General features: G+C 65.5%; 22 protein-coding genes. All 22 read right to left on the minus strand.

What is annotated here, in order from left to right; translation table 11 throughout:
* Window positions 1-23: 23 nt before the first annotated feature.
* Window positions 24-692 carry a response regulator transcription factor gene (locus FJ974_RS09185; protein WP_140529914.1) on the minus strand — a complete coding sequence of 223 codons (669 nt, stop codon included), beginning with the start codon at window positions 690-692 and terminating at the stop codon, window positions 24-26.
* Window positions 693-915: 223 nt separating this feature from the next.
* Window positions 916-1,506 (minus strand): transglycosylase SLT domain-containing protein, encoded by a 591-nt coding sequence (locus FJ974_RS09190; protein WP_140529915.1) that lies wholly within the window; start codon window positions 1,504-1,506, stop codon window positions 916-918.
* The gene (locus tag FJ974_RS09195; RefSeq protein WP_140529917.1) at window positions 1,436-2,800 is read right to left on the minus strand and encodes a flagellar hook-length control protein FliK; all 1,365 of its coding nucleotides are present in this window, start codon (window positions 2,798-2,800) and stop codon (window positions 1,436-1,438) included. Before FJ974_RS09195 ends, FJ974_RS09190 begins: the two co-directional genes overlap by 71 nt.
* Window positions 2,797-4,227, minus strand: coding sequence for a chemotaxis protein MotC (locus tag FJ974_RS09200; RefSeq protein ID WP_140529919.1), 1,431 nt, complete (start codon window positions 4,225-4,227; stop codon window positions 2,797-2,799). Before FJ974_RS09200 ends, FJ974_RS09195 begins: the two co-directional genes overlap by 4 nt.
* Window positions 4,224-5,654: a MotB family protein gene (locus FJ974_RS09205; protein WP_140529921.1), complete on the minus strand. Its 1,431-nt coding sequence runs from the start codon at window positions 5,652-5,654 to the stop codon at window positions 4,224-4,226. The genes FJ974_RS09200 and FJ974_RS09205 overlap by 4 nt, the downstream gene beginning before the upstream one ends.
* A complete protein-coding gene (locus FJ974_RS09210) occupies window positions 5,651-6,280 on the minus strand; it encodes a hypothetical protein (protein ID WP_140529922.1) in 630 nt (209 codons plus the stop codon). The genes FJ974_RS09205 and FJ974_RS09210 overlap by 4 nt, the downstream gene beginning before the upstream one ends.
* Window positions 6,281-6,283: 3 nt before the next feature.
* Window positions 6,284-7,930 carry a flagellar basal-body MS-ring/collar protein FliF gene (gene fliF, locus FJ974_RS09215; protein WP_140529924.1) on the minus strand — a complete coding sequence of 549 codons (1,647 nt, stop codon included), beginning with the start codon at window positions 7,928-7,930 and terminating at the stop codon, window positions 6,284-6,286.
* Between the two features lie 185 nt (window positions 7,931-8,115).
* The gene (locus FJ974_RS09220; RefSeq protein WP_140529926.1) at window positions 8,116-9,000 is read right to left on the minus strand and encodes a flagellin; all 885 of its coding nucleotides are present in this window, start codon (window positions 8,998-9,000) and stop codon (window positions 8,116-8,118) included.
* Between the two features lie 287 nt (window positions 9,001-9,287).
* A complete protein-coding gene (locus tag FJ974_RS09225; RefSeq protein ID WP_140529927.1) occupies window positions 9,288-10,172 on the minus strand; it encodes a flagellin in 885 nt (294 codons plus the stop codon).
* Window positions 10,173-10,396: 224 nt separating this feature from the next.
* Window positions 10,397-11,128 (minus strand): flagellar type III secretion system pore protein FliP, encoded by a 732-nt coding sequence (fliP, locus tag FJ974_RS09230; RefSeq protein WP_140529929.1) that lies wholly within the window; start codon window positions 11,126-11,128, stop codon window positions 10,397-10,399.
* Complete coding sequence (gene fliL, locus FJ974_RS09235; protein ID WP_140529931.1) at window positions 11,125-11,619, minus strand: flagellar basal body-associated protein FliL; 495 nt, start codon at window positions 11,617-11,619, stop codon at window positions 11,125-11,127. Before fliL ends, fliP begins: the two co-directional genes overlap by 4 nt.
* An 18-nt stretch (window positions 11,620-11,637) precedes the next feature.
* The gene (flgH, locus tag FJ974_RS09240) at window positions 11,638-12,342 is read right to left on the minus strand and encodes a flagellar basal body L-ring protein FlgH (RefSeq protein ID WP_140529933.1); all 705 of its coding nucleotides are present in this window, start codon (window positions 12,340-12,342) and stop codon (window positions 11,638-11,640) included.
* Window positions 12,339-12,908, minus strand: coding sequence for a MotE family protein (locus FJ974_RS09245; protein WP_140529935.1), 570 nt, complete (start codon window positions 12,906-12,908; stop codon window positions 12,339-12,341). The genes flgH and FJ974_RS09245 overlap by 4 nt, the downstream gene beginning before the upstream one ends.
* A 7-nt stretch (window positions 12,909-12,915) precedes the next feature.
* A complete protein-coding gene (locus FJ974_RS09250; RefSeq protein WP_140529936.1) occupies window positions 12,916-14,157 on the minus strand; it encodes a flagellar basal body P-ring protein FlgI in 1,242 nt (413 codons plus the stop codon).
* Entirely contained in the window at window positions 14,154-14,678 is a 525-nt protein-coding gene (gene flgA / locus FJ974_RS09255; protein ID WP_140529938.1) for a flagellar basal body P-ring formation chaperone FlgA, read from the minus strand. The genes FJ974_RS09250 and flgA overlap by 4 nt, the downstream gene beginning before the upstream one ends.
* A 7-nt stretch (window positions 14,679-14,685) precedes the next feature.
* Window positions 14,686-15,474, minus strand: a complete 789-nt coding sequence (gene flgG, locus FJ974_RS09260; protein ID WP_140529939.1) for a flagellar basal-body rod protein FlgG — start codon at window positions 15,472-15,474, stop codon at window positions 14,686-14,688.
* Between the two features lie 4 nt (window positions 15,475-15,478).
* Entirely contained in the window at window positions 15,479-15,808 is a 330-nt protein-coding gene (locus tag FJ974_RS09265; RefSeq protein WP_140529941.1) for a flagellar hook-basal body complex protein FliE, read from the minus strand.
* Window positions 15,805-16,224, minus strand: coding sequence for a flagellar basal body rod protein FlgC (gene flgC / locus FJ974_RS09270; RefSeq protein WP_140529943.1), 420 nt, complete (start codon window positions 16,222-16,224; stop codon window positions 15,805-15,807). Before flgC ends, FJ974_RS09265 begins: the two co-directional genes overlap by 4 nt.
* Window positions 16,225-16,226: 2 nt before the next feature.
* Window positions 16,227-16,607: a flagellar basal body rod protein FlgB gene (flgB, locus tag FJ974_RS09275; protein ID WP_140529944.1), complete on the minus strand. Its 381-nt coding sequence runs from the start codon at window positions 16,605-16,607 to the stop codon at window positions 16,227-16,229.
* Window positions 16,608-16,697: 90 nt separating this feature from the next.
* Complete coding sequence (locus FJ974_RS09280; RefSeq protein WP_140529946.1) at window positions 16,698-17,366, minus strand: hypothetical protein; 669 nt, start codon at window positions 17,364-17,366, stop codon at window positions 16,698-16,700.
* Entirely contained in the window at window positions 17,347-18,762 is a 1,416-nt protein-coding gene (gene fliI / locus FJ974_RS09285) for a flagellar protein export ATPase FliI (protein WP_140529948.1), read from the minus strand. Before fliI ends, FJ974_RS09280 begins: the two co-directional genes overlap by 20 nt.
* 4 nt (window positions 18,763-18,766) lie before the next feature.
* Window positions 18,767-19,489, minus strand: coding sequence for a flagellar basal-body rod protein FlgF (gene flgF / locus FJ974_RS09290; RefSeq protein WP_140529950.1), 723 nt, complete (start codon window positions 19,487-19,489; stop codon window positions 18,767-18,769).
* Window positions 19,490-19,493 lie beyond the last annotated feature (4 nt).

Below are 19,493 nucleotides of genomic sequence, written 5' to 3' on the forward strand. Positions count from 1 at the left end.
GCGAGCGGCGTCGGCGCCGGCCATCAAAACACCAGCCGGTAGCCGAGGAACCGCTTGGAATCGATCGGATCGTGACCGAGCCGTTCGCGCAGTTTCTTGCGCAGCTTCGAGATGTGGCTTTCCACCACGTTCTCCTCGACCTCGTCGTCGAAGATGCCGTAGATGGCGTTGAACACCTGCGTCTTGGTCACGCGCCGGCCGCGGTTGCTGGCCAGGTATTCAAGGATGCGCCGTTCGCGGCGCGGCAGCGGCAGCGGCTCGCCGTCGATCTCCGGGTCGCGGCCGTCCATGAAAATGCGCATGGCGCCGACTTCGGTGTACGCCGCTTCCTCATGGGCACGGCGACGGATGGCGCTGATGCGGGCCAGGATCTCGCGGATGTGGACGGGTTTGCGCACGACGTCGTCGACGCCGCTTTCGAACAGCCGCAGCGTATGTTCCAGCGAGTGCTGTTCGCTGAGCGCGATCACCGGCGCGCCGGTGCGGTCGCGGATCTGGCGCGGCGAGATGGCGCCTTCGCGGCAATCGCCGATGAGGAAAGCCCTGACCGATCTCAGATCGGTGTCGGCGGCGGAACTCACCCACTCGCCGAATTCGCCTGGCGCGAAGCCCGCTGTGGCCACCCCCTCGCGATCGAAAAGCGAGCTATAGCCCTCTGTTACGAGCTCTCGCTCATCAACGATCACGATCATCGGCCCGCCCTCCGAATCATTTCATTTGCCCCGTGCGGAAAGCGGTATCCGGTGCCGTGAATCGTGGAAAACCGTCATTTCTTGTAGCTATTTTCTTGGGAGTTTTTTTGGGAGCCGTAATAAAAGCGGTCATGCGGGTGTAATGGCGACTGCAATTCGCCGGCGATGCCGGGCCGGCACGTACACCCCAAGACGGTGGTTCGGTTACCGATATGAGTAGCAACTATTGGTTGCAGAAGGCGGCGGCGTTGGGCGTCCATTTGCCGAAGCCGGTGGCGACCATGTTGGCGATTACGCGGCAGACATAGACCTTCTGGGCGGGGTCGTTGTCGGGACCGGCATGGTAGCGGGCGACGGCCATCGACCAGGTCATATGGCGGGCATGGAGGCTGACCAGGAAGCGCGCCGCGTAGTCGACATTCTGGTGCGGATCGAGCATGTCGGCGATGCTGCGGAAATGATCGCCGTGATAGCGATGGTTGATCTGCATGCAGCCGAGGTCGATCAAGGTCTTGCCCGCGCGGCGAGCGTTCTCGAAGGTGGCGAGGGCTTCGCCACGGCTGCGCGGGAAGACGGCTTTTCCTTCTATATTCAAGGCGTTGGGCTGAAGGCTGCCCTTTACTCCGGTCTCGGTCAGCCCGACCGCATAGAGGATTCCCGCCGGCACGCCATAGCGATCGGCGGCGCGCAGGATCTCAGGCTCGCAAGGGTTGGTGGCCGCGATGGCGGCGCCGGCGCCGAGGCTAGATATACATATCGTCGCCAGCGCACTCGCGAGGAGGCGAAGCCGCGCGGCCGAATTCCTGTGGGCCATTGCCATCATTCCTCCCCGGTTGCCGGTCGCCGCCGCTGTTGCCGCCCGAGCTCCCCGGCTGGAAGGAGGGCTGATCGCGGCTTGTCGACATCGGCAACGCGCTGTTTGCGTCGATGCGATTAGCAGCATGCACCGCTATCGAAGGTTGCAGGATGGTGACATGATTGACGTCGAAGCCGAGACCGCGAAGCGACTTGATGATGGCATCGCTGTCGGTGGTGAGACGGCGATATGCCTCATGGGTCTCGGGCTTCATCTCGATCGAAAGCTGCTCTCCGGAAAGCCGCAGGCTGGCGGTCACCGTGCCGAGCTCGGCCGGATGAAGCTCGATCTTCAGGACATGTGTCGGAACGGCAACAGCATTGGTCGCCTGCGAGGCTACCGAGGCGTTTGAAAACGCCTGCTGGACGCCCGTGTCCGAAGCGATCGCGTCAACAAGCGCCGATGCCGTCTGGCTCATGGGATTTTGCGCAGGCGCAGGGAAGCTCTGCTGGCTGACCACCTCCGTGCGCGTGGCGGACGGCTTGACCTGACCGGCCTGCGCGACGGACTGGCCAGCCTGCGCGATCTTCGACGCCGGGCGCCAGGGTTGCGGTGACGATACGGCATCAGCGTGCGTCCGATCGGCCGGCATCAGCAAGGCGGAGTTGTCACGGCGGCCGGGAAATTCGAGGCCCGGTCCGGCGCTTGCCGGTTTCTGCCCGAAATCGGGTCCGGAGGTGTCGGCCGCGATCGCCGCGCGACCGGATCGCAGCCGCGGTTCAGCGGCCGTGGAATCGTCCGTCGCTGGCCGCTTGGCCGAATGGTAGCGCGGGTCCGGTGATGCCGATCTGCCGAGGCCCTGTAGCTCTTCCTGCCCCCCGGCGGTGGAGTCCCCGTTGCCCCTGGCCGGCGACGCCGCGAAATGCCTGGCGTCGCTCAGCGCCATCAGCAAAGGCAGGCGGTCCTGGAGCGGTGCGGCATCGGTGACGGCCCCCGCATCGGCACCGGCCGCGACCTTCAGCCGATCGGCTTCGCCTTTCGTGGTCTTTCCCGCGACCGGCTTCTGCGACACCGCCTGTCCCTGCGCATCCTGGTCGAGTTCCGCTTTGCCCGGATGGGGGGCGGCGCGCCTGGCCTGAGGCGCGTCCGTTGGCGCGAGGGGAGCTGGGCGCTTGCCCGGCGGCTGAACCGGATTTTCGCCGTGCACCATCTCGTCGAAACCCTGGTCCTTCTCTTTGCCGCCGGCGGCGTGCTGCTTCGACTGGGCAGGGGCGGAAGCAAATCCCGGCAGGGCCTGGCTGACGCTGGTCATTTGGGAGCGGCTCCGAGTAGCTGGTCGATCTGGTCGAGCTGGCGGCGCGCGCTGATCATCGCGGCGTCGGTGAGGTCGTGCGGATCAAGGCCCGAGCCGGCGGCCGGCGCCGATGCAGGCACCACAGCTGCCGCATCGGCCTGTGCCGCAACGGTGGCTGCTGCTTTGGCGGATGATGGTGCCGTGGCCGGCGGGGCCGGCGGTCCCACTGCCGGCGCGTCTTTCGCGGGGTCGGCCAATGCCGCGACCGCGGGTTGTTCGGATATCGCGCCTTCCACCGGCGGCAAGGCATCGGCGTCAGCCTGGCTCGCCGACGCAGCCTCGGCAGAGGCCTTGTCGGCTTTGGCGGAGCCGGCCGGCGCGGCTTCATCTTTGGCCGTCGGCGGCACCGGCGCCACGACCTCACCGGCGACGGCTTGCACGGCATCGAGCAGGGCGCGGTCGCTTTCGGAGAGCTTGCCGCGGTCGATCCTGCCGAGCTTGGCGCGCACGTCGTCGATGGTCGGCGACGTCACCGTCGACAGGCTCGAATAGAGCTGGGCGCGTGGGTCTTCCTGATTGCCAACACCGTTGCGGCCTTGCTCGGCGCGGGTCGAAGCGAAGGCGGAGAGGTCCGCCAGTCCGTCGATCGCGGCGCGGCGGGCGATGCGCAGATAGATCACCTTCTCACGCTCGGGATCCATCATGGCGGTGATGTCGGCGAGCTTGTCCTGGCTGATCGACATATGCAGTGCGATGACGCCCGAGACGAAGGAATCGGCGAACTGGCTGGCGTATGGCGAGTAGAGATAGGCCGCCACATACTGGGTCGAGGCGAGCGCAAAGCGCGCGGCATCGCCTTGCGTCGCGGCGATGCCGATCGAACGGCGAAGCGCCGCCTCCTCGACCAGCGTGCCGGGGCTGAGCAGGCGGGCCTCGTCGAGCAAGGTCAGCGCCGCGACCGGCTCATCGGTCGCAAGCAGCGAACCCTTGACCAGGGCCAGGAAGGCGCCGAGATCGCTCGGCACGCTCATCGGGTCGATCGGCCTCAGGATTTCGATGGCGGCGTGCGGCTGACCGTTCAGATAGGCGACGATGCCTTTGGCGATGGCAAGGTTTTGCGGGTCGGTCGCGGCGCGCGAAGCCGCGGCCTCGACGGTGACCGGATTGCCGCCGCTCATGCCGTAAACCAGCAGAGCGCGGAAATTCTTCGGGTCCTTGAAATCCTCGGCATCGGCTGCACGAAGCCTGGCATCGGTCATTTCGAGGAGCTTGGCCTGCATCGGCAATGCGGCGTGGTCGCCGCCGGCGATGCGATCCTGGATCAGCTGCAGCGAACGCACCAGCTGGTAGGGCTGCAACGCGTCCTGCGCGAAAGCCGCCGATGGCGGCCCGGCGGCAAGCAGCAACAGGCCGACGGCGCGGCCGATGGCGGCTTTGCCCCTCATCCGCCGCTCGCCATCAGGATCTCGATGCGGCGGTTCGCCGCCGCCATCGGATCGGAAGCGATCTTGGGCTGGCGGTCGGCGAAACCCGCGACCTCGGTGATGCGGCTTTCGTCGACACCGCCGCGCACGAGCATGTAATAGGCCGAGTGGGCGCGCGCGGTCGACAGCCGCCAATTGTCGTAGGTGTCGCTGCGGAACGGCCGCGCATCGGTATGGCCGCCGATGGTGATGGTGCCCTTCTTCTCGTTGATGATGTGGCCGATCTTTTCCATCGCCAGCACCAGCTCGCGACGCGGCACGGCCGAGCCGATCTCGAACATGCCGAAATCGAGCTGGTCGGTGATCGAGATGACGACGCCCTTGTCGGTGGCCTCGACGGAGACGCCGTCCGCCAGCTTTTCACCCGGCGCGAAGGCCTTGGCCAGCTCCTGCTTGATCTCGGCGGCGGTCTGCAGGGCGGCGCTGGTCGGAGCTTTCTCGCCTTTGTCGGCGGCCTTGTCCGCTTCAGCCTTTGCCGCCCCAGCCTTGTCCCCCTCGGTCTTTGCGGCTTCGGATTTCGCGGCATCGCCAGTGGCGGCCTCGACTTCGGCCTTTTCGCCCGAAGCCTGGCCGCCCTTGACCTTTTCGCCACCGGCTTTCCCAGCCTTGGCATCGGCCGCGGCGGCAATCCCGGCATTCGGCTTTGCCGGCGTCGCCGATGGCTCAGGCGACGCGGCCGTCGGCGGTGGGGAAGGCGGAACGGTCTTGATCTTCGGCACCGCGACCAAGGCGACCTTGTCGCCGGGCTTGGCCGGATCGCCCTCGACCTTGGCGCGCGCGGCGCTGGCTTCGGCCTCGGGGGTAACCACCTGCTGCGACCAGAAATCCGGCGCGAACGGATCGCGATAGGATTCGCCACCGGAAGCGCCGGTCGCCGGACCGGCGTTCTGCGCGCCGCCTTCGCCCTTGGCGCTGACGTTCTGCATGACGCTGGTATCGGTGGCGATCTCGGCAAGCACTGCATAGGGGTCGGCAAACAGATGCTCGTCGGAAAGATCGGACCTCTGCGAGGCTTCCTTCGTCTGCCGGCGATCGGAGGAGCCGGCGCCGCCCTTGCCGTCCTCACCCGCCTTGCTCGCGCCGTCCTGCGGGTTGTCGGCGGTCAATCCCACCTTGCTTGGGCCGTCGCCCAAATCCTCCAGGCCCTTGCGGCTGGAGTTGCGATCGATCAGCTCGACCGGGTTGAAGTAGCTGGCAACGGCCGCCTTGGTCTGCTCGTTGGCGGCGTTGATCAGCCACATGACGAGGAAGAAGCACATCATCGCGGTCATGAAGTCGGCGAAAGCGATCTTCCAGACGCCGCCATGATGGGCCTCGTCGTGACCGTCGTGATTACGTTTGACGATGATGATTTCGTGGACGCCTTCGCCGTGGCCGACAGCGCTCATGACAAGACCTCCGACAGCGAAGCCGACCATTCGGCGATGCGGGTCTCGAACACCGCTTCATCGATGGTCACGGTAAGGTCGAAAGTCGGAGCCTCGGTGAAATCGAGGTTGGCGGCGCGTGCGCCTATCTCCTCCTTGAGCGGCTCGAACAGCGAAAGCGGACCACGCACCTTGATGCGCACGGCCTCGCTGTCGGCGACCGCGGCACTGATGGTTCCGGCAAGGGCCGCGAGCGAGCGCTTTTGCAGGCCGTCGCTGACGATGCCGCCGATGATACGGGCAATCGTGGCGCCGGAGAGTTCGGCGACGCGCGCCTCCATGGCATCTATGTGCGTCGCCACCGCTGCGCCGAGGTCGCCGCCGAAGCTTTCCAGAAAGGCCTTCGCGGCATCGTCATTGGCCTGCCGCTCGGCCTCGAGCGCCGCCTGATAAGCGAGCGCAAGGCGAGCCTCGAGCGCGGCTTCGGCGTCGGCCACCGCCTCGGCGATCAGCGCGCCGATGTCGGCCTGCGGCGCCAGCGCGTCGGCCTTGTGCCCGGTGTCGGATGCCACCGGTGCCTGGCCGGCGCGGGGTGCGGCGAGCGGGCCGAAATCTGGCAGGAGATCGAAGAGCGCTGCGGAAGCCATAGCCTAACCCGCGGCTTCGGGGGCGGCCGCCCATTTGCGCAGGATCTGCGCCGTGCGCTCCTCGTTGATGTCGACCATGCGGGCAAGCCGGTCCTGCGGGGCCGGCCTGATCTTCTGGCGCAGGTCGTCGAGCGGGCGGGTGCCGGGCAAGGCAGCGGCCGGCGCTTCGGCAGCAATCGCGGCCACCGGGGCCTCAGGCATCGGCAGCGAGCGCTGGACGTCGTCGAAGCTCGGGCCGGCAATGGCCGCCTGCTTGGCCGGCGCCGTCAGCGCGCTCGCCATCGGCCGCAAGCCGAAGACGGCGATCAGGAACACCACGACTATGAAGGCGCCGGCGTTGATGAGGGTACCGGTGTAGGTGCCGATCGAGGCGAGAATGCCAGGCTGCTCGATGGGCTCGCCGTCCAGTCCGTCGATGAACTCGACCGCCGAGACGTCGATGACGTCGCCGCGCTTGTCGTCGAAGCCGGTCGCCGAGGCGACCATCTTCTGGATATCGGCGACGCGCTTGGCGATCTGCTCGGGGGTGGCGTCCTTGCCGAGGATGGTCGCCAGGCGCTGCTGGTTGACGACGACGGCGATCGACATCTTGGTCACCGAATAGCCATTGGAGACGGTGGCGATCTTCTTGGAGTTGATCTCGTAGTTGGTGATCTCTTCCTTGCGGTCGTTCTGCGATGTGGACTGCGGTCCCTCGGTGCTGGTCGTCTGCGTCTCCGGCAGGTTCTGCTCGACGCTGGTCGGGGTCGAGGCCTGTTTCTGATTGCTGGCCTCGTTGGTGCGCACCGACTGCACCGACCGCTCGACGCGGGATTCGGGATCGAAGATCGTCTCCTCGGTCTGGCGGGTGTCGGTGTTGACGTCGGCCTTGACGCTGGCGCGGAAATTGTCGGGGCCGAGATAGGGGGTCAGCGCGCGGCGGATATTGTCGCCGATCTGCGCCTCGACCGTCTGCTCGACGCCGAGCGTGCGGGCCGCGCTGGTGTTGGAGGTATCGTCGCCGGCGGCGAGCAGATTGCCGTTGGAATCAAGCACCGTGACCTTGTCCGCCGACAGGCCGGGAACCGCCGCGGCAACCAGATGGCGGATCGACATCGCGCTCTTTTCGGCATCGACGCCGGCATAGCGGATGACCACCGAAGCGGAGGGCTGCTGCTCGTCGCGGCGGAAATTGGCGCGCTCCGACATGACGATGTGGACGCGCGCCGCCTTGACGCCGGCAATCGACTGAATGGTGCGTGCGATCTCGCCTTCCAGCGCGCGCACCCGGGTGATCTGCTGCATGAAGGACGTCAGACCGAGCGAGCCGACATTGTCGAAGAGCTCGTAGCCGGCGTTGGCGCTGGTCGGCAGGCCCTTTTCGGCAAGCAGCATGCGGGCCTGCGCGGTGGTGCCGGCCGGCACCAGCACCGAGGTTCCGTCGGCGCCGACGTCGAAGCCGATGCCGGCCTCGCCCAGCACCAGGCCGATCTGGTTCACGTCGGAGCGATCGAGCCCGACATAGAGCGTCTCGTAGGCCGGACGGTTGAGATAGACCGAGGCGACGCCGATGACGGCCATCACCAGCGCAGCGATGGCGCCCATTAGGGCGAGACGCCTGACGCCGAAGCTCTTGAGATTGGCGATGATGCTCTGGATCTGTTCCGGCACGATTCAACTGTCCCCAGCATGACTGTCCGGCGCAAGACTAGACCGCGAAGCTTGTGCGAGGATGATAGGGCGTGTCGTCGAATGGCCTCGATATTGCGGGGCCATGGAGGCTTAACCTGACGCAAGCAAAAAAGACCGCGCACGAGACGCGGCCTTTCGAGGCAAGAGATATTTCAGCCTGGAGATCAGTTCTTGAACAACGCCAGGATCGACTGCGAGTTGCCGTTGGCGATCGACAGCGCCTGGATGCCCAGCTGCTGCTGCACCTGGAGCGCCTGCAGGCGGGTCGATTCCTTGTTCATGTCGGCATCGACGAGCGCGCCGACGCCCTTGTCGATCGAGTCGCTAAGGTTCGACAGGAAGCTCTTCTGGGTGTCGATGCGCGACTTGGCGGCGCCGAGATAGGCAGCGCCGGTTCCCAGTTTGGCAAGCGCCGTTTCAACGGAGTCGAGCGCGGTATCGATGGCGGCGTCGGAAACAGCGGCAGCGCTCGGGTCGAAGAAGGTCGTGGCGAGCAGGCCACCGGCGATGCCGCCGGTGCCGGCCAAGTCGAGGACCTGCGTGTCGGCAGCCTTGACGGTTATCGTATCGATGGCGACGGTGGTGCCGGTGCGATTGTACGACGCGACGATCTGCAGATCGGACGTGGCAGCAGCGTCGTTCTGCAGCAGGTTCGAGCCGGCGTAGCTGGCGTTGGTGACCGACGACTTGATCTGGGCCTGGATGGCATTGATTTCGGTGGCGATCTTCTGCTGGTTGTCCTGGCTGGCGCCGCGGGCGGTGACCAGCTTGGCCTTGATCTCGTCGACCTGGTCCTTGATGTCGGTGATGGCGGTATAGGCGGTATCGACCTTGCCGGCACCGAGGCCGAGCGCATCCTGGACGGCCGAGAGCGCCTTGTTGTCGGACTTCATCGACGTGGCGATCGACCAGTAGGCGGCGTTGTCGCTGGCGGTGGCGACGCGGTAACCGGTCGAAATACGGGCCTGCGTGGTTTCAAGTTGCTTGTTCGTGGCATTGAGGCTCTGCAACGCCGTCAACGCCGAGGCATTCGTCATGATACTTGCCAAGATACACCCCTTCTCAAAGCAGGCATGCCTCGTGCATGCCGGTCAAACCTTCGGCGGGGGGCGTCATGCCTGTCGACCAACTGGGGTCTGCCCGTCACAGTGATTGGTTAACCATAACTAGCGCGACATCCTTAATGGCGCGTTAAAAACGTGCCTCGAGAGCGGGCATTGGTAAGTATTTCACAGTGAAAAAAGCGATGTTTCGAAAGACGGCGAGGCTCACAAAGCAAAAAACGGGCCGCGCTGGTGGCGCGGCCCGATGCAGATGCCTGAACTGCGGTAGACGATCAGCCGCGGAAGAGCGACAGGATCGACTGCGAGCTGCCGTTGGCGATCGACAGCGCCTGGACACCGAGCTGCTGCTGGACCTGGAGGGCCTGCAGGCGGGTCGATTCCTTGTTCATGTCGGCGTCGACCAGAGCGCCGACGCCCTTGTCGATCGAGTCCGACAGGTTGGACAGGAAGCTCTTCTGGGTGTCGATGCGCGACTTGGCGGCGCCGAGCGAGGCAGCGCCGGTGGACAGCTTGCCAAGCGCCGTTTCAACGGAGCCGAGCGCGGTGTCGATGGCGGTGTCGGCGACAGCGGCGCTGCTCGGGTCGAAGAACGTCGCGGCGAGCAGGCCGCCGACGATGCCGCCCGTGCCGGCGGTGTCGAGAACCTGCGTGTCGGAGGATTTGACGTTGATCGTGTCGATTGTGACGGTTGCGCCGGTGCGGTTGTACGACGCGACGATGTTCAGATCGGATGCGGACGTGCCACCGTTCTGCAGCAGGTTCGAGCCGGCGAAGTTGGCGTTGGTGACCGACGACTTGATCTGGGCCTGGATGGCGTTGATTTCCGTCGCGATCTTCTGCTGGTCTTCCTGGCTGGCGCCGCGGGCGGTGACCAGCTTGGTCTTGATCAGGTCGACCTGGTCCTTGACGGTGTTGATGGCGGTGTAGGCGGTGTCGACCTTGCCGGCGCCGAGGCCGAGCGAGTCCTGGACGGCCGAGAGCGCCTTGTTGTCGGACTTCATCGACGTGGCGATCGACCAGTAAGCGGCGTTGTCGCTGGCGGTGGCGACGCGATAGCCGGTGGAAATGCGGGCCTGGGTGATTTCGAGCTGCTTGTTGGTGCTGTTCAGGCTCTGCAGCGCGGTCAGCGCCGAGGCGTTGGTCATGATACTGGACATGGCTACTCGTACCTTGTTTTTACGCGTATTTTTTTGACATACCGGCTTTTCCGGTATGACGGTGCGGCATCATGCCAATGATCGCTGAGACCCGATCACCCGCCATCTGCAGGGACTATGCCGGCAAGTCCCTACCAAACAGCTAAATCGGACGGTTAACCGAAATTATATTGCATAAAATTTGAGCGAGATTGATCGCTGACGAACGCCGGGTCGCAGCGATGTCAGGTAAAGGACCGCACCAGGCTGCCCACCAACAGGTTCCAGCCGTCGATCAGCACGAAGAACATGATCTTGAACGGCAGCGACACGACGGTCGGCGGCAGCATCATCATGCCCATGGCCATGGTGACGGTGGCGACGATGAGGTCGATGACGAGGAACGGCAACACGATCAGAAAGCCGATCTCGAAGCCGCGCCTGATTTCCGAGATCATGAAGGCGGGCACCAGGATGCGCAGGTCGACGGTCTCTTTCGCAACGACCTGGCCGCGCTCGCGGGCGAGGTCGGCGAAGAGGTCGAAATCCTTGTCGCGCACATTGTGCAGCATGAAGGTGCGGAACGGGTCCGAAATCTTCTCGAAAGCCTCGGCCTGCGTGATCTGGTTGTCCATCAGCGGCTTGACACCGGTATTCCAGGCCTGGTCGAAGGTCGGCGCCATGACATAGAAGGTCATGAACAGCGACAGCGAGATCAGGATCAAATTGGCCGGCGTCGACTGCAGGCCGATGCCGGCGCGCAGGATCGAGAAGGCGATGACGAAGCGGGTGAAGCTCGTCACCATGATCAATAGTCCCGGCGCCACCGAAAGCACGGTGAGCAGGCCGAACATCTGGATGATGTAGCCGACCGTGGTGCCGTCGGCTTTGCCAATGCCGCCGAGATCGAGCTGCTGGGCCGCAGCAAACGAGGTGGTGGCGACGACGAGCGCCGTCGCGATGAGGGATTTTCTCATTCGAGCAGCATCGTCCTGATCAGAACCTGTTTGACATGGCCGCCGCTGCGCAGCGCCGCGCGCTCATCGAGATCGGCCTTGAGATGCTGGTAGCCGCTGGCGCCCTCGATCTGGTGCATCTTCAGCGTGCGCACGAACGCCAGCAGGTCCTGATGGATCTGCTCGGTCATCTCGGGCGGCTGCGGCGCGTCGTAAAGCACCGATGCCTCCAGTCTTATCCAGACCTCTGCCGGCGAAGCCAGATTGGTGGTGATCGGCGCCAGCTGAACCACCGTCGGTCCGGCGGCCGGTTTGCCGGATTCGGCCGGCTTCTCCGCGGTGCCTGAATTCTCCGGCGCGGCGGGCACCGGCATCGGTGCCCCTCCCTGCTTGAGATAGCCGCCGGAGACCCAGCCCATGCCGATGGCCGCAGCAGTCAAGACCAGGAGCATGGCGAGCTGGATCACCACGGAAGGTCCCTTCTTGGGCGGCGCCTGCTCGACATTTGCCACGATAGCGAATCTCCGCGCCTAGAAAGGAAGAACCTTGTCGAGGATCTGCTGGCCGTAAGCCGGCTGCTGGACCTCGCTCACGCGCCCGCGGCCGCCATAGGAGATGCGCGCCTCGGCGATACGCTCGTAGGGAATGGTGTTTTCCGCACCGATATCGGAGGGGCGCACCATTCCGGCGATTGTGAGGACGCGAAGCTCGTAGTTGACCCGCACTTCCTGCGAACCGCTGATCATCAGATTGCCGTTGGGCAGCACTCCGGTGACGACGGCTGCGACGTTGAGCTCGAGATTTTCCGAGCGCTTGATCTCGCCGTCGGCGTTAGTCTCGGTGCTGGAGCTGAGGCCGGCGTCGCCCTTGCCGCTTGTCTTTGCATCCTCCCATCCAAGCGTAATGTCATAGCCGAGCTTGCGCGCGGCAGTGCGGCTCCGGTCGTTCTGGTTCTTGAAGTTGGCCTTGTCGTTGAGCTTGATGTTGACGGTCAGGATGTCGCCTTCGCGCAACGCCCGCGGATCGGTGAACAGCCGGCTCTGGCGGTCGTCCCACAGCGAGAATTTCTTGACCGGTCGCGACGGCGGCTCCGGGTAGCTGTAAGGCGCAGCACTGCCATTGCCGATGCCGGACCCGACGGGCGACAGTGCCGGCTCCCTGCCGATTTCCTTGAAATTGGTGCCGCAGCCGGACAGCGCCGCAACCGCGACCAGGGCAAGCATGTTGACCTTCATGACGGATCGACCCTTCGCGCCGCGCTGGCCATGATGCCGGTGAGCGCTGCCGCCGCCTTCTGGTCCATTTCGTTGAGAATGACGCCGGCCTTGCGCGGATCGAGCTTCATCAGGATGGCGGCCGCGAGTTCGACATTGACCATCGCCAGGCGCTCGGCCGCGGCGTCCGGCTTCATGCCGGCATAGATCTTGACGACGCTGTCCTCGGCTCGCGCCAGGAAGACCTCGCGGCGCTTCAGCCATTGCTCGTATTCGGCCCGCTTGTCCTCCAGCGCCTTCATGCGCTGGTCGATGCCAGCCTGCAACTGCTTCAACTCCTCGGCCTGCAGGGCATAGCGGCGGTCGCGCGCGGCATCGGCGATGTTGGAGCAGAAGCGCTGGATTTCGCTTTCGTCCGGCAGCTTGTCGCGCGTGAGCTGGGTTGGCTGGGCCGGCGTCTGTCCGCCCGGCAGCACCTGGCGCACGTCTTCGGCGCGGGCGGGCGCGCTGCATAGAAGCGCTGCCAGCACCGCGGCGGCGAACACCGTCAGCGGACCATGTGCATTTGAGGAGGAGAGCTCGATCATCGGCGGCCTATTGGAGAACCAGATCGGCCTGCAGGGCGCCGGCCGACTTGATGCCTTGCAGGATGGCGATGATGCCGTCGGGCTTCACGCCCAGACGATTGAGGCCGGAGACAAGCGTTTCAAGATCGGGACCGTCGAGCACGGCAACGCGCGCGTCGGGTCGCGAAGCCTGGATGGCGGTGAAAGGTTCGACAGCGGTCTCGCCTTTCGAGAAAGGCTCGGGCTGGACCACCCTCGGCGCCTCTGTGATACGCACGGTGAGCGTGCCGTGGCTGATCGCCACGCGCGAGATCCTGACGTTGTTGCCGATGACGATGGTGCCGGTGCGCTCGTCTATGACGACGCGAGCCGGCGTATCCGACTCCACGACCAGGTTCTCGATCTCGGCGTAGAAGCGCGCGGCCGAGACGTTCTTCGGCCGCCTGATCTGCACCGTGCGGGCGTCGCGCTCGGCGGCGACGCGCATGCCGAAGCGTTGCGAGGTGTAGTCGTTGACGGCATCGGCGATGCGGATCGCGGTCGAGAAATCGGGGTTGCGCAATTGCAGCGTCAACACGCCCTGATCGTCGAATTCGGCCGGCACCGCGCGCTCGACGATGGCGCCGTTGGGCACGCGGCCGGCGGTCGGCACGCCTTGCGTCAGCTGCTGGGCCTGGCCCTGGGCGGTGAAGCCACCGACGATCACGGAGCCCTGCCCGACGGCGTAGATCTCGCCGTCGGCCGCCTTCAGCGGCGTCATCACCAGCGTGCCGCCGGCGAGCGAGGTGGCGTCGCCCATCGAGGAGACGTCGATGTCGATGCGCGCGCCCGACTGGACGAAGGGCGGCATGTTGGCGGTAACGATGACGGCAGCGACGTTCTTGGCGCGCGCGCTGCCGCCTTCGGTGGCGATGCCGAGATTCTCCAGCATGGCGCGGATCGACTGCTCGGTGAACGGCGAATTGCGCAGGCTGTCGCCGGTTCCGGCGAGGCCGATGACCAGGCCGTAGCCGACGAGCTGGTTGTCGCGCGCGCTTTGCAGCTGGGCGATGTCCTTGATGCGGGCGGCGACCTGGCCGGGCGGCAGCGTGCTCGGTCCCGTCGAGACGCGGAACATGCGCGTCGTGGTGGCGGGATCGTATTCCGGGTCGTCGTAGACGCCGCCATTTTTCAGGGCAAGCTCGCGCTTGGCTTTCGGCGTGAGCCCATCGGCCAGCGCTGGCTGGAGGCCGATGGCGGCACTTAGCAGAAGAGCAAAGGCGCGCATCACGATGCGCCGACCTTGATCGTGCCGTCGGCCATCACCGTGCCGGAGATGATCTTGCCGCTGTCGATGTTGCGGACCCTGACGAGATCGCCGGCGGCACCCGGCTGCAAGGTGACGCCGGTGGCCGAGATGGTGAGCGCGCCGGCGGTGAAATAAACCTGCACGGAGGCGCCCTGTTCGACCAGCCAGGCATCGCGGATGGCGGCGGTCGGAATATAGCGGCCGGGCAGCAGCGTGCGCTTGGCGACCTTGCCCAGGAGTTCTTCGGAACGCGTCGCCATGGCATCCGGCTTGTGCTTGCCCGGGACGAGCGTCACCTGCTTCAGCGCGGCGAGCTCGATGGTCTCGCCGGGATAGATGATCCGGTTCGGGATCAGAACGGCTTCGCCGACTGCCTGGCCGGCGGCGATCTGGTTGGCCGACTGGCCGGCCGATTCCTGCGCCAGCGCCGGCATGCCGCCGGCCACCAGCGCAAGGGCCAGCGCGGCGCGGCGGAAGACGGAGCAGGAGACCGGCATCGCCATTGTTGCGTTACCTGATGTTCTTCGAAACCACCGAGGCCATGTCGTCGGCGGCCTGGATGACCTTGGAGTTCATTTCGTAGGCGCGCTGCGCCGAGATCAGCTCGGTGATTTCCTTGACCGGATCGACATTGGACGATTCCAGATAGCCTTGCTCGATCGTCGCGAAGCCGGGATCGCCCGGCACGCCGACATTGGCCGGGCCGGAAGCCGCCGTCTCCTGGAACAGGTTGTCGCCGAGCGGCGCCAGGCCCGCCTCGTTGGCGAAATTGGCGATCTGCAGCTGGCCGAGCAGCTGCAGGTTGGTCTGGCCGTCGATGCGGGCAAAGACCTGGCCGGTCTTGTTGACGATGACCTCGACCGCGTTGGTCGGCACGGTGATGGCCGGAATGACGTTGGCGCCGTCGACGGTGACCAGCTGGCCGGTGGCGTTGGTGTTGAAGGCGCCGGCGCGGCTGTAGAGCGTGCCGCCGTCGGCGCCCTCGATCTGGAACCAGCCCCTGCCGGTCAGTGCAAGGTCGAAGCTGTTGCCGGTGCTGGTCAGCTCGCCCTGCGTGTGGACATTGCGCACCGCGGTCGTCTTGACGCCGAGGCCGATGGAAACGCCCTCCGGCACCAGCGAGGTGTTCGAGCGGTTGGGCACGCCTTGCGTGCGATCGACCTGGTAGAGCAGGTCGGAGAATTCGGCCCGTGCCCGCTTGTAGCCGGTGGTGTTGATGTTGGCGATGTTGTTGGCGATGACTTCCAGATTGGTCTGCTGGGCATTCATGCCGGTCGCGGCGATGGCAAGTGCTTTCATGACGCTAGATACTCATGCGGCTGATTTCGAGATAAGCGGAGACGACCTTGTCGCGAATGGCGATGGACGTCTGCAGCGCCTGCTGGGCGCTCATCACCGCGTCGACGACCTGACGCGTGTCGGCGTCGCCGTGCAGCGCCTGGATCGACATCTGTTCAGCGTTCTGAAGCGTGTTGACGGTTTTGGTCGCGGCCTGACTCAGGGCCTCGGCGAAGGAGCCGCCGACGCTCTCGCTGGCTTCAGGCCCGACACCGCCCTGCAGCAGGCCGGGGGCTGCTGCCTCCGCGCCATCGATTGCCGGTTTGAACTGTAGTGCGCCGATACCGCCGATCATTGCTGGTTCCTCATCAGGTCGATGGTCATGGAAATCAGATCGCGAGCCTGCTTGATGACCTGCAGGTTGGCCTCATAGGAGCGGTTCGCTTCGCTCATGTCCGCCATTTCGACCAGCACGTTGACGTTGGGCATCTTGACGTAACCCTTCGCGTCGGCGGCTTCGTTGCCTGGCTGGAATTCGATCGGGAAGTCGGAGGGATCGCGGGCGATCGAGCTCACCTCCACCATCGAGCCGCCGCTCGCGCGGTCGAGCTCGGACTGGAAGGTGATGGTCTTGCGGCGATAGGGATCGGCGCCAGGCGCAGTACCGGTCGATTGCGCGTTGGCCATGTTTTCCGACACCACGCGCAGGCGCTCCGACTGGGCGCCGAGGCCGGATGCGGCGACTTTGAGGGCTGCGGTCAGCGCATCCATGATCAGCTCTTCACCGCCATCATCATCATCGTATGGAAGGCCTTGACGATCGCCGTGTTGAGCTCGAAGGAGCGGCGTACCTCGCCGGCCTTCATCAGTTCGTTCTCGACCACGACCGTGTTCTTCGACGGCATGATCGAGCCGGTGGCTTCGTCCGGCTTGACGTTGAAGCCGGCATTGGTTTTCTCAGCGCCCAGGTGCCCGGCTTCCGTGGCTGCCAGCGTAACCGCGGTGCGGTCGAGCACCTTCTCGAACGGCTCGACGTCGTTTGCGGTGTAGCCGGGCGTGTTGGCATTGGCGATGTTGGAAGCGATCGCGGACTGGCGCACGGCCAGCCATTGCGACTGCCTGGTGGCAAGATCAAAAAGATTGACGGGTTCCATGGGAATCTCCGGGCGGGTGCGGAGAAGACTAGGCCGCCAGTCTTGCGCGGACCTTGCGCAGGCCGGGCTCGCGGCTATCTGCAAGCGCCGTTACCTGGAGAGTTGGATCACCTTGTCGGTGCTGGTGACGATCACCCATTTGGCGCCGCGCTGCTCGATCGAAGCGACGCGGCTGGAATCGGGCAGCACCGAGCCGCGCTGGACGATCCACAGGCCGGTATCGTCCTCGATCATGGCGCGGCCGTTGGCGACATGCACCATCTTGAATTCCGAAACGGGCGCGGGGAAGGGCTGCTCGTCGAGCCCGGGCACCTTGTCCGGATCCTCGGACTCGTCCGGCAAGGTGCCGGTGGCGAGCAGATCGAGATCGGGAACGCTTTGCGCCGTTGCCGGCACGCCGGCGTTTTCCATCTGCGAGCCGCCGGTGACGCGGCCTGCATTGGTGCCGCTGCCGCCGAACTTGATGGCTTGCACGCCGAACTGCTCCTGGTTGAAGAAGATGTACCAAGGGAACAACGCGCAGATCAGGCCGAGCGTGATGCCGAGCGCGGCAATGACCAAATCGCTGCGCCGGTCGGCTTTCCCGTTGGCCAGGCGCGGGAACTCGGCGCGCGGAGGCTGCGGCCATTCCACCTTCGGGAACAGGCCGTTGATCAGCGAGTCGCGGCTTACCTCAGCCTCCTCGGCCGCTTTGGCCTCGGCGATCATCTCGCGCAACAGGCGCTCGGTGTGCTGAAGTTCAGTCTCCTGGATCGCCATTCAGCTTCCCCTTGAGATGGCGGGCGAGATCCGCGAACGGATCGGCCGATGCGCGGTCCTTCGGCGATTGCGTCAGCGCTTCATAGATCAGCGGCACCTGGCGCACGGCGATGTCGAGCTCGACGTCGGCACCGCCCTGATAGGCGCCAAGCAGGCGGATGTCGCGCGTGTCCTCGAAACGGGCGATCATCGACTTCAGCCTGGTCACCAGCATACGCTGCTCGGCGCTCCAGGCCTTGTCGGCAAGGCGTGAGATGGACGACAACGGATTGACCGGCGGATAGCGGCCCTGTTCGGCGATCGCGCGGTCGAGCACGACGTGGCCGTCGAGGATGCCGCGCACCGAATCGGCGACCGGATCGTTATGGTCGTCGCCGTCGACCAGCACGGAAATGATGGCGGTGATGGAGCCCCTACCTTTAACCCCGGGGCCTTCGGCGCCCGGTCCCGCGCGTTCGAGCAATTTGGGCAGGTCGGTGAAGACCGAGGCCGGATAGCCGCGCGCGACCGGCGGCTCGCCGGTTCCCGTCGCCACCTCGCGTAACGCATGGGCGAAACGGGTGATCGAATCCAGCACCAACAGCACGCGGTGGCCCTGGTCGCGAAAGTGCTCGGCCACGCACATGGCTGTGTCGGCCGCGCGACGGCGCATCATGGCGCTCTCGTCGCTGGTGGCGACCACGGCGACGGTCTTGGCCATGTTTTGCGCGCCGATCGTGTCCTCGAGAAACTCACGTACCTCGCGGCCGCGTTCGCCGATAAGCGCCACGACGACGGTGTCGAAGGCCTCGGCGCCGGCAAGCATGGCAAGCAGCGTCGATTTGCCGACGCCGGAACCGGCGAAGATGCCGAGCCGCTGGCCGAAGCAGAGCGGAGTGAAGATGTCGATGACCCGCACGCCGGTCAGGAAGCTGGTGCCGACGCGCTGGCGCGACATGGCGCCAGGTGTCGCTGCATCGGCGCCGTCGCCGGGCCTGATCAGCGGCGGGCCGCCGTCGATGGCGCGGGTCAGCGCGTCGATGGCGCGGCCGCGCCAGGAAGCGTGCGGGGTGACGATAAGCGGGCCGCGACGGAAAACGGCATCGCCGATGCCCGCATCGGCACTGCGCTCGAAGGGTGCGACCACCACCTCGTCGCGGCCGATCCTGACGATCTCGCCGCGGCGGGTGCCGGTGGTGCCGCGCTGTTCGACGATGTCGCCCAACCTGGCGATACCGGAAAGGCCACGCACCGTGTAGTGGGTAGGCGAGATCTCGGCGATGCGGCCGCCGCGACTGAGCAATGTTTGTGGATTGTCGAAGCGCCGCCAGATGCGTTCGAGCGCGGCCAGCCGGTCGGCCGGGCCGGCATCTGCCGGCCTTTCGGACGCGCGGAGCAGGGACGAGCCGGTCGCCATGCCGCTACTTCGAGCCGAGCGTCTTGATCGCGTCGTCGGTGGAGGAATCGGTCTGCCGGATCAGCGCCGCGGTGTTCTCGAAGGCGCGCTGGACCATGATCAGCCGGGTCATCTCCAGCACCGGATTGACGTTCGATTCTTCCAGGAAACCTTGCGCGACGCCGACATCGTTGCGATCGGTGACCGGTTCGGGGGTGCGCGCGGGAACGATGCCCGAATTGCCGTAGCGGACAAAGTTCTCGCCGGGATCGAAATCGTAGAGGCCGATGGCACCGACCAGTTGATCGTTCTGCCGGAGCGAGCCGTCGGCGCCGGCCTTGGGCGGGCCGTTGCGGGGATCGAGCTGGATCGGCGCGCCACCGCCGTCCAGCACCGGATAGCCTTCGATCGACATCAGCTCGCCGTTCTCGTTCATGGAGAAGCGGCCGTCGCGCGTCATCACCGTGCCGGCCGGTGTCTCGATGGCGAACCAGGCGTCACCCTGGATGGCGAAGTCGAACGGATTGCCGGTTTCGGTCATCGAGCCATGCGCGCCGGAAAGATAGGTCTTGCCCGAGGAGGCGAAGGAGACCGATTTCGGCCCGGTCCCCGAAACCACGTCCTCGAACTTCACGCCGGTGGCGCGAAAGCCGATGGTCGAGGCGTTGGCGACATTGTCGGCAATGGTGTCGAGGCGACGCTCGAGCGCTATCTGCGAGGAGAGGGCGACGTAAAGACTGTCCTGCATGGTG

The sequence above is a fragment of the Mesorhizobium sp. B1-1-8 genome, assembly GCF_006442795.2.
In the GTDB taxonomy this organism is placed as follows: domain Bacteria; phylum Pseudomonadota; class Alphaproteobacteria; order Rhizobiales; family Rhizobiaceae; genus Mesorhizobium.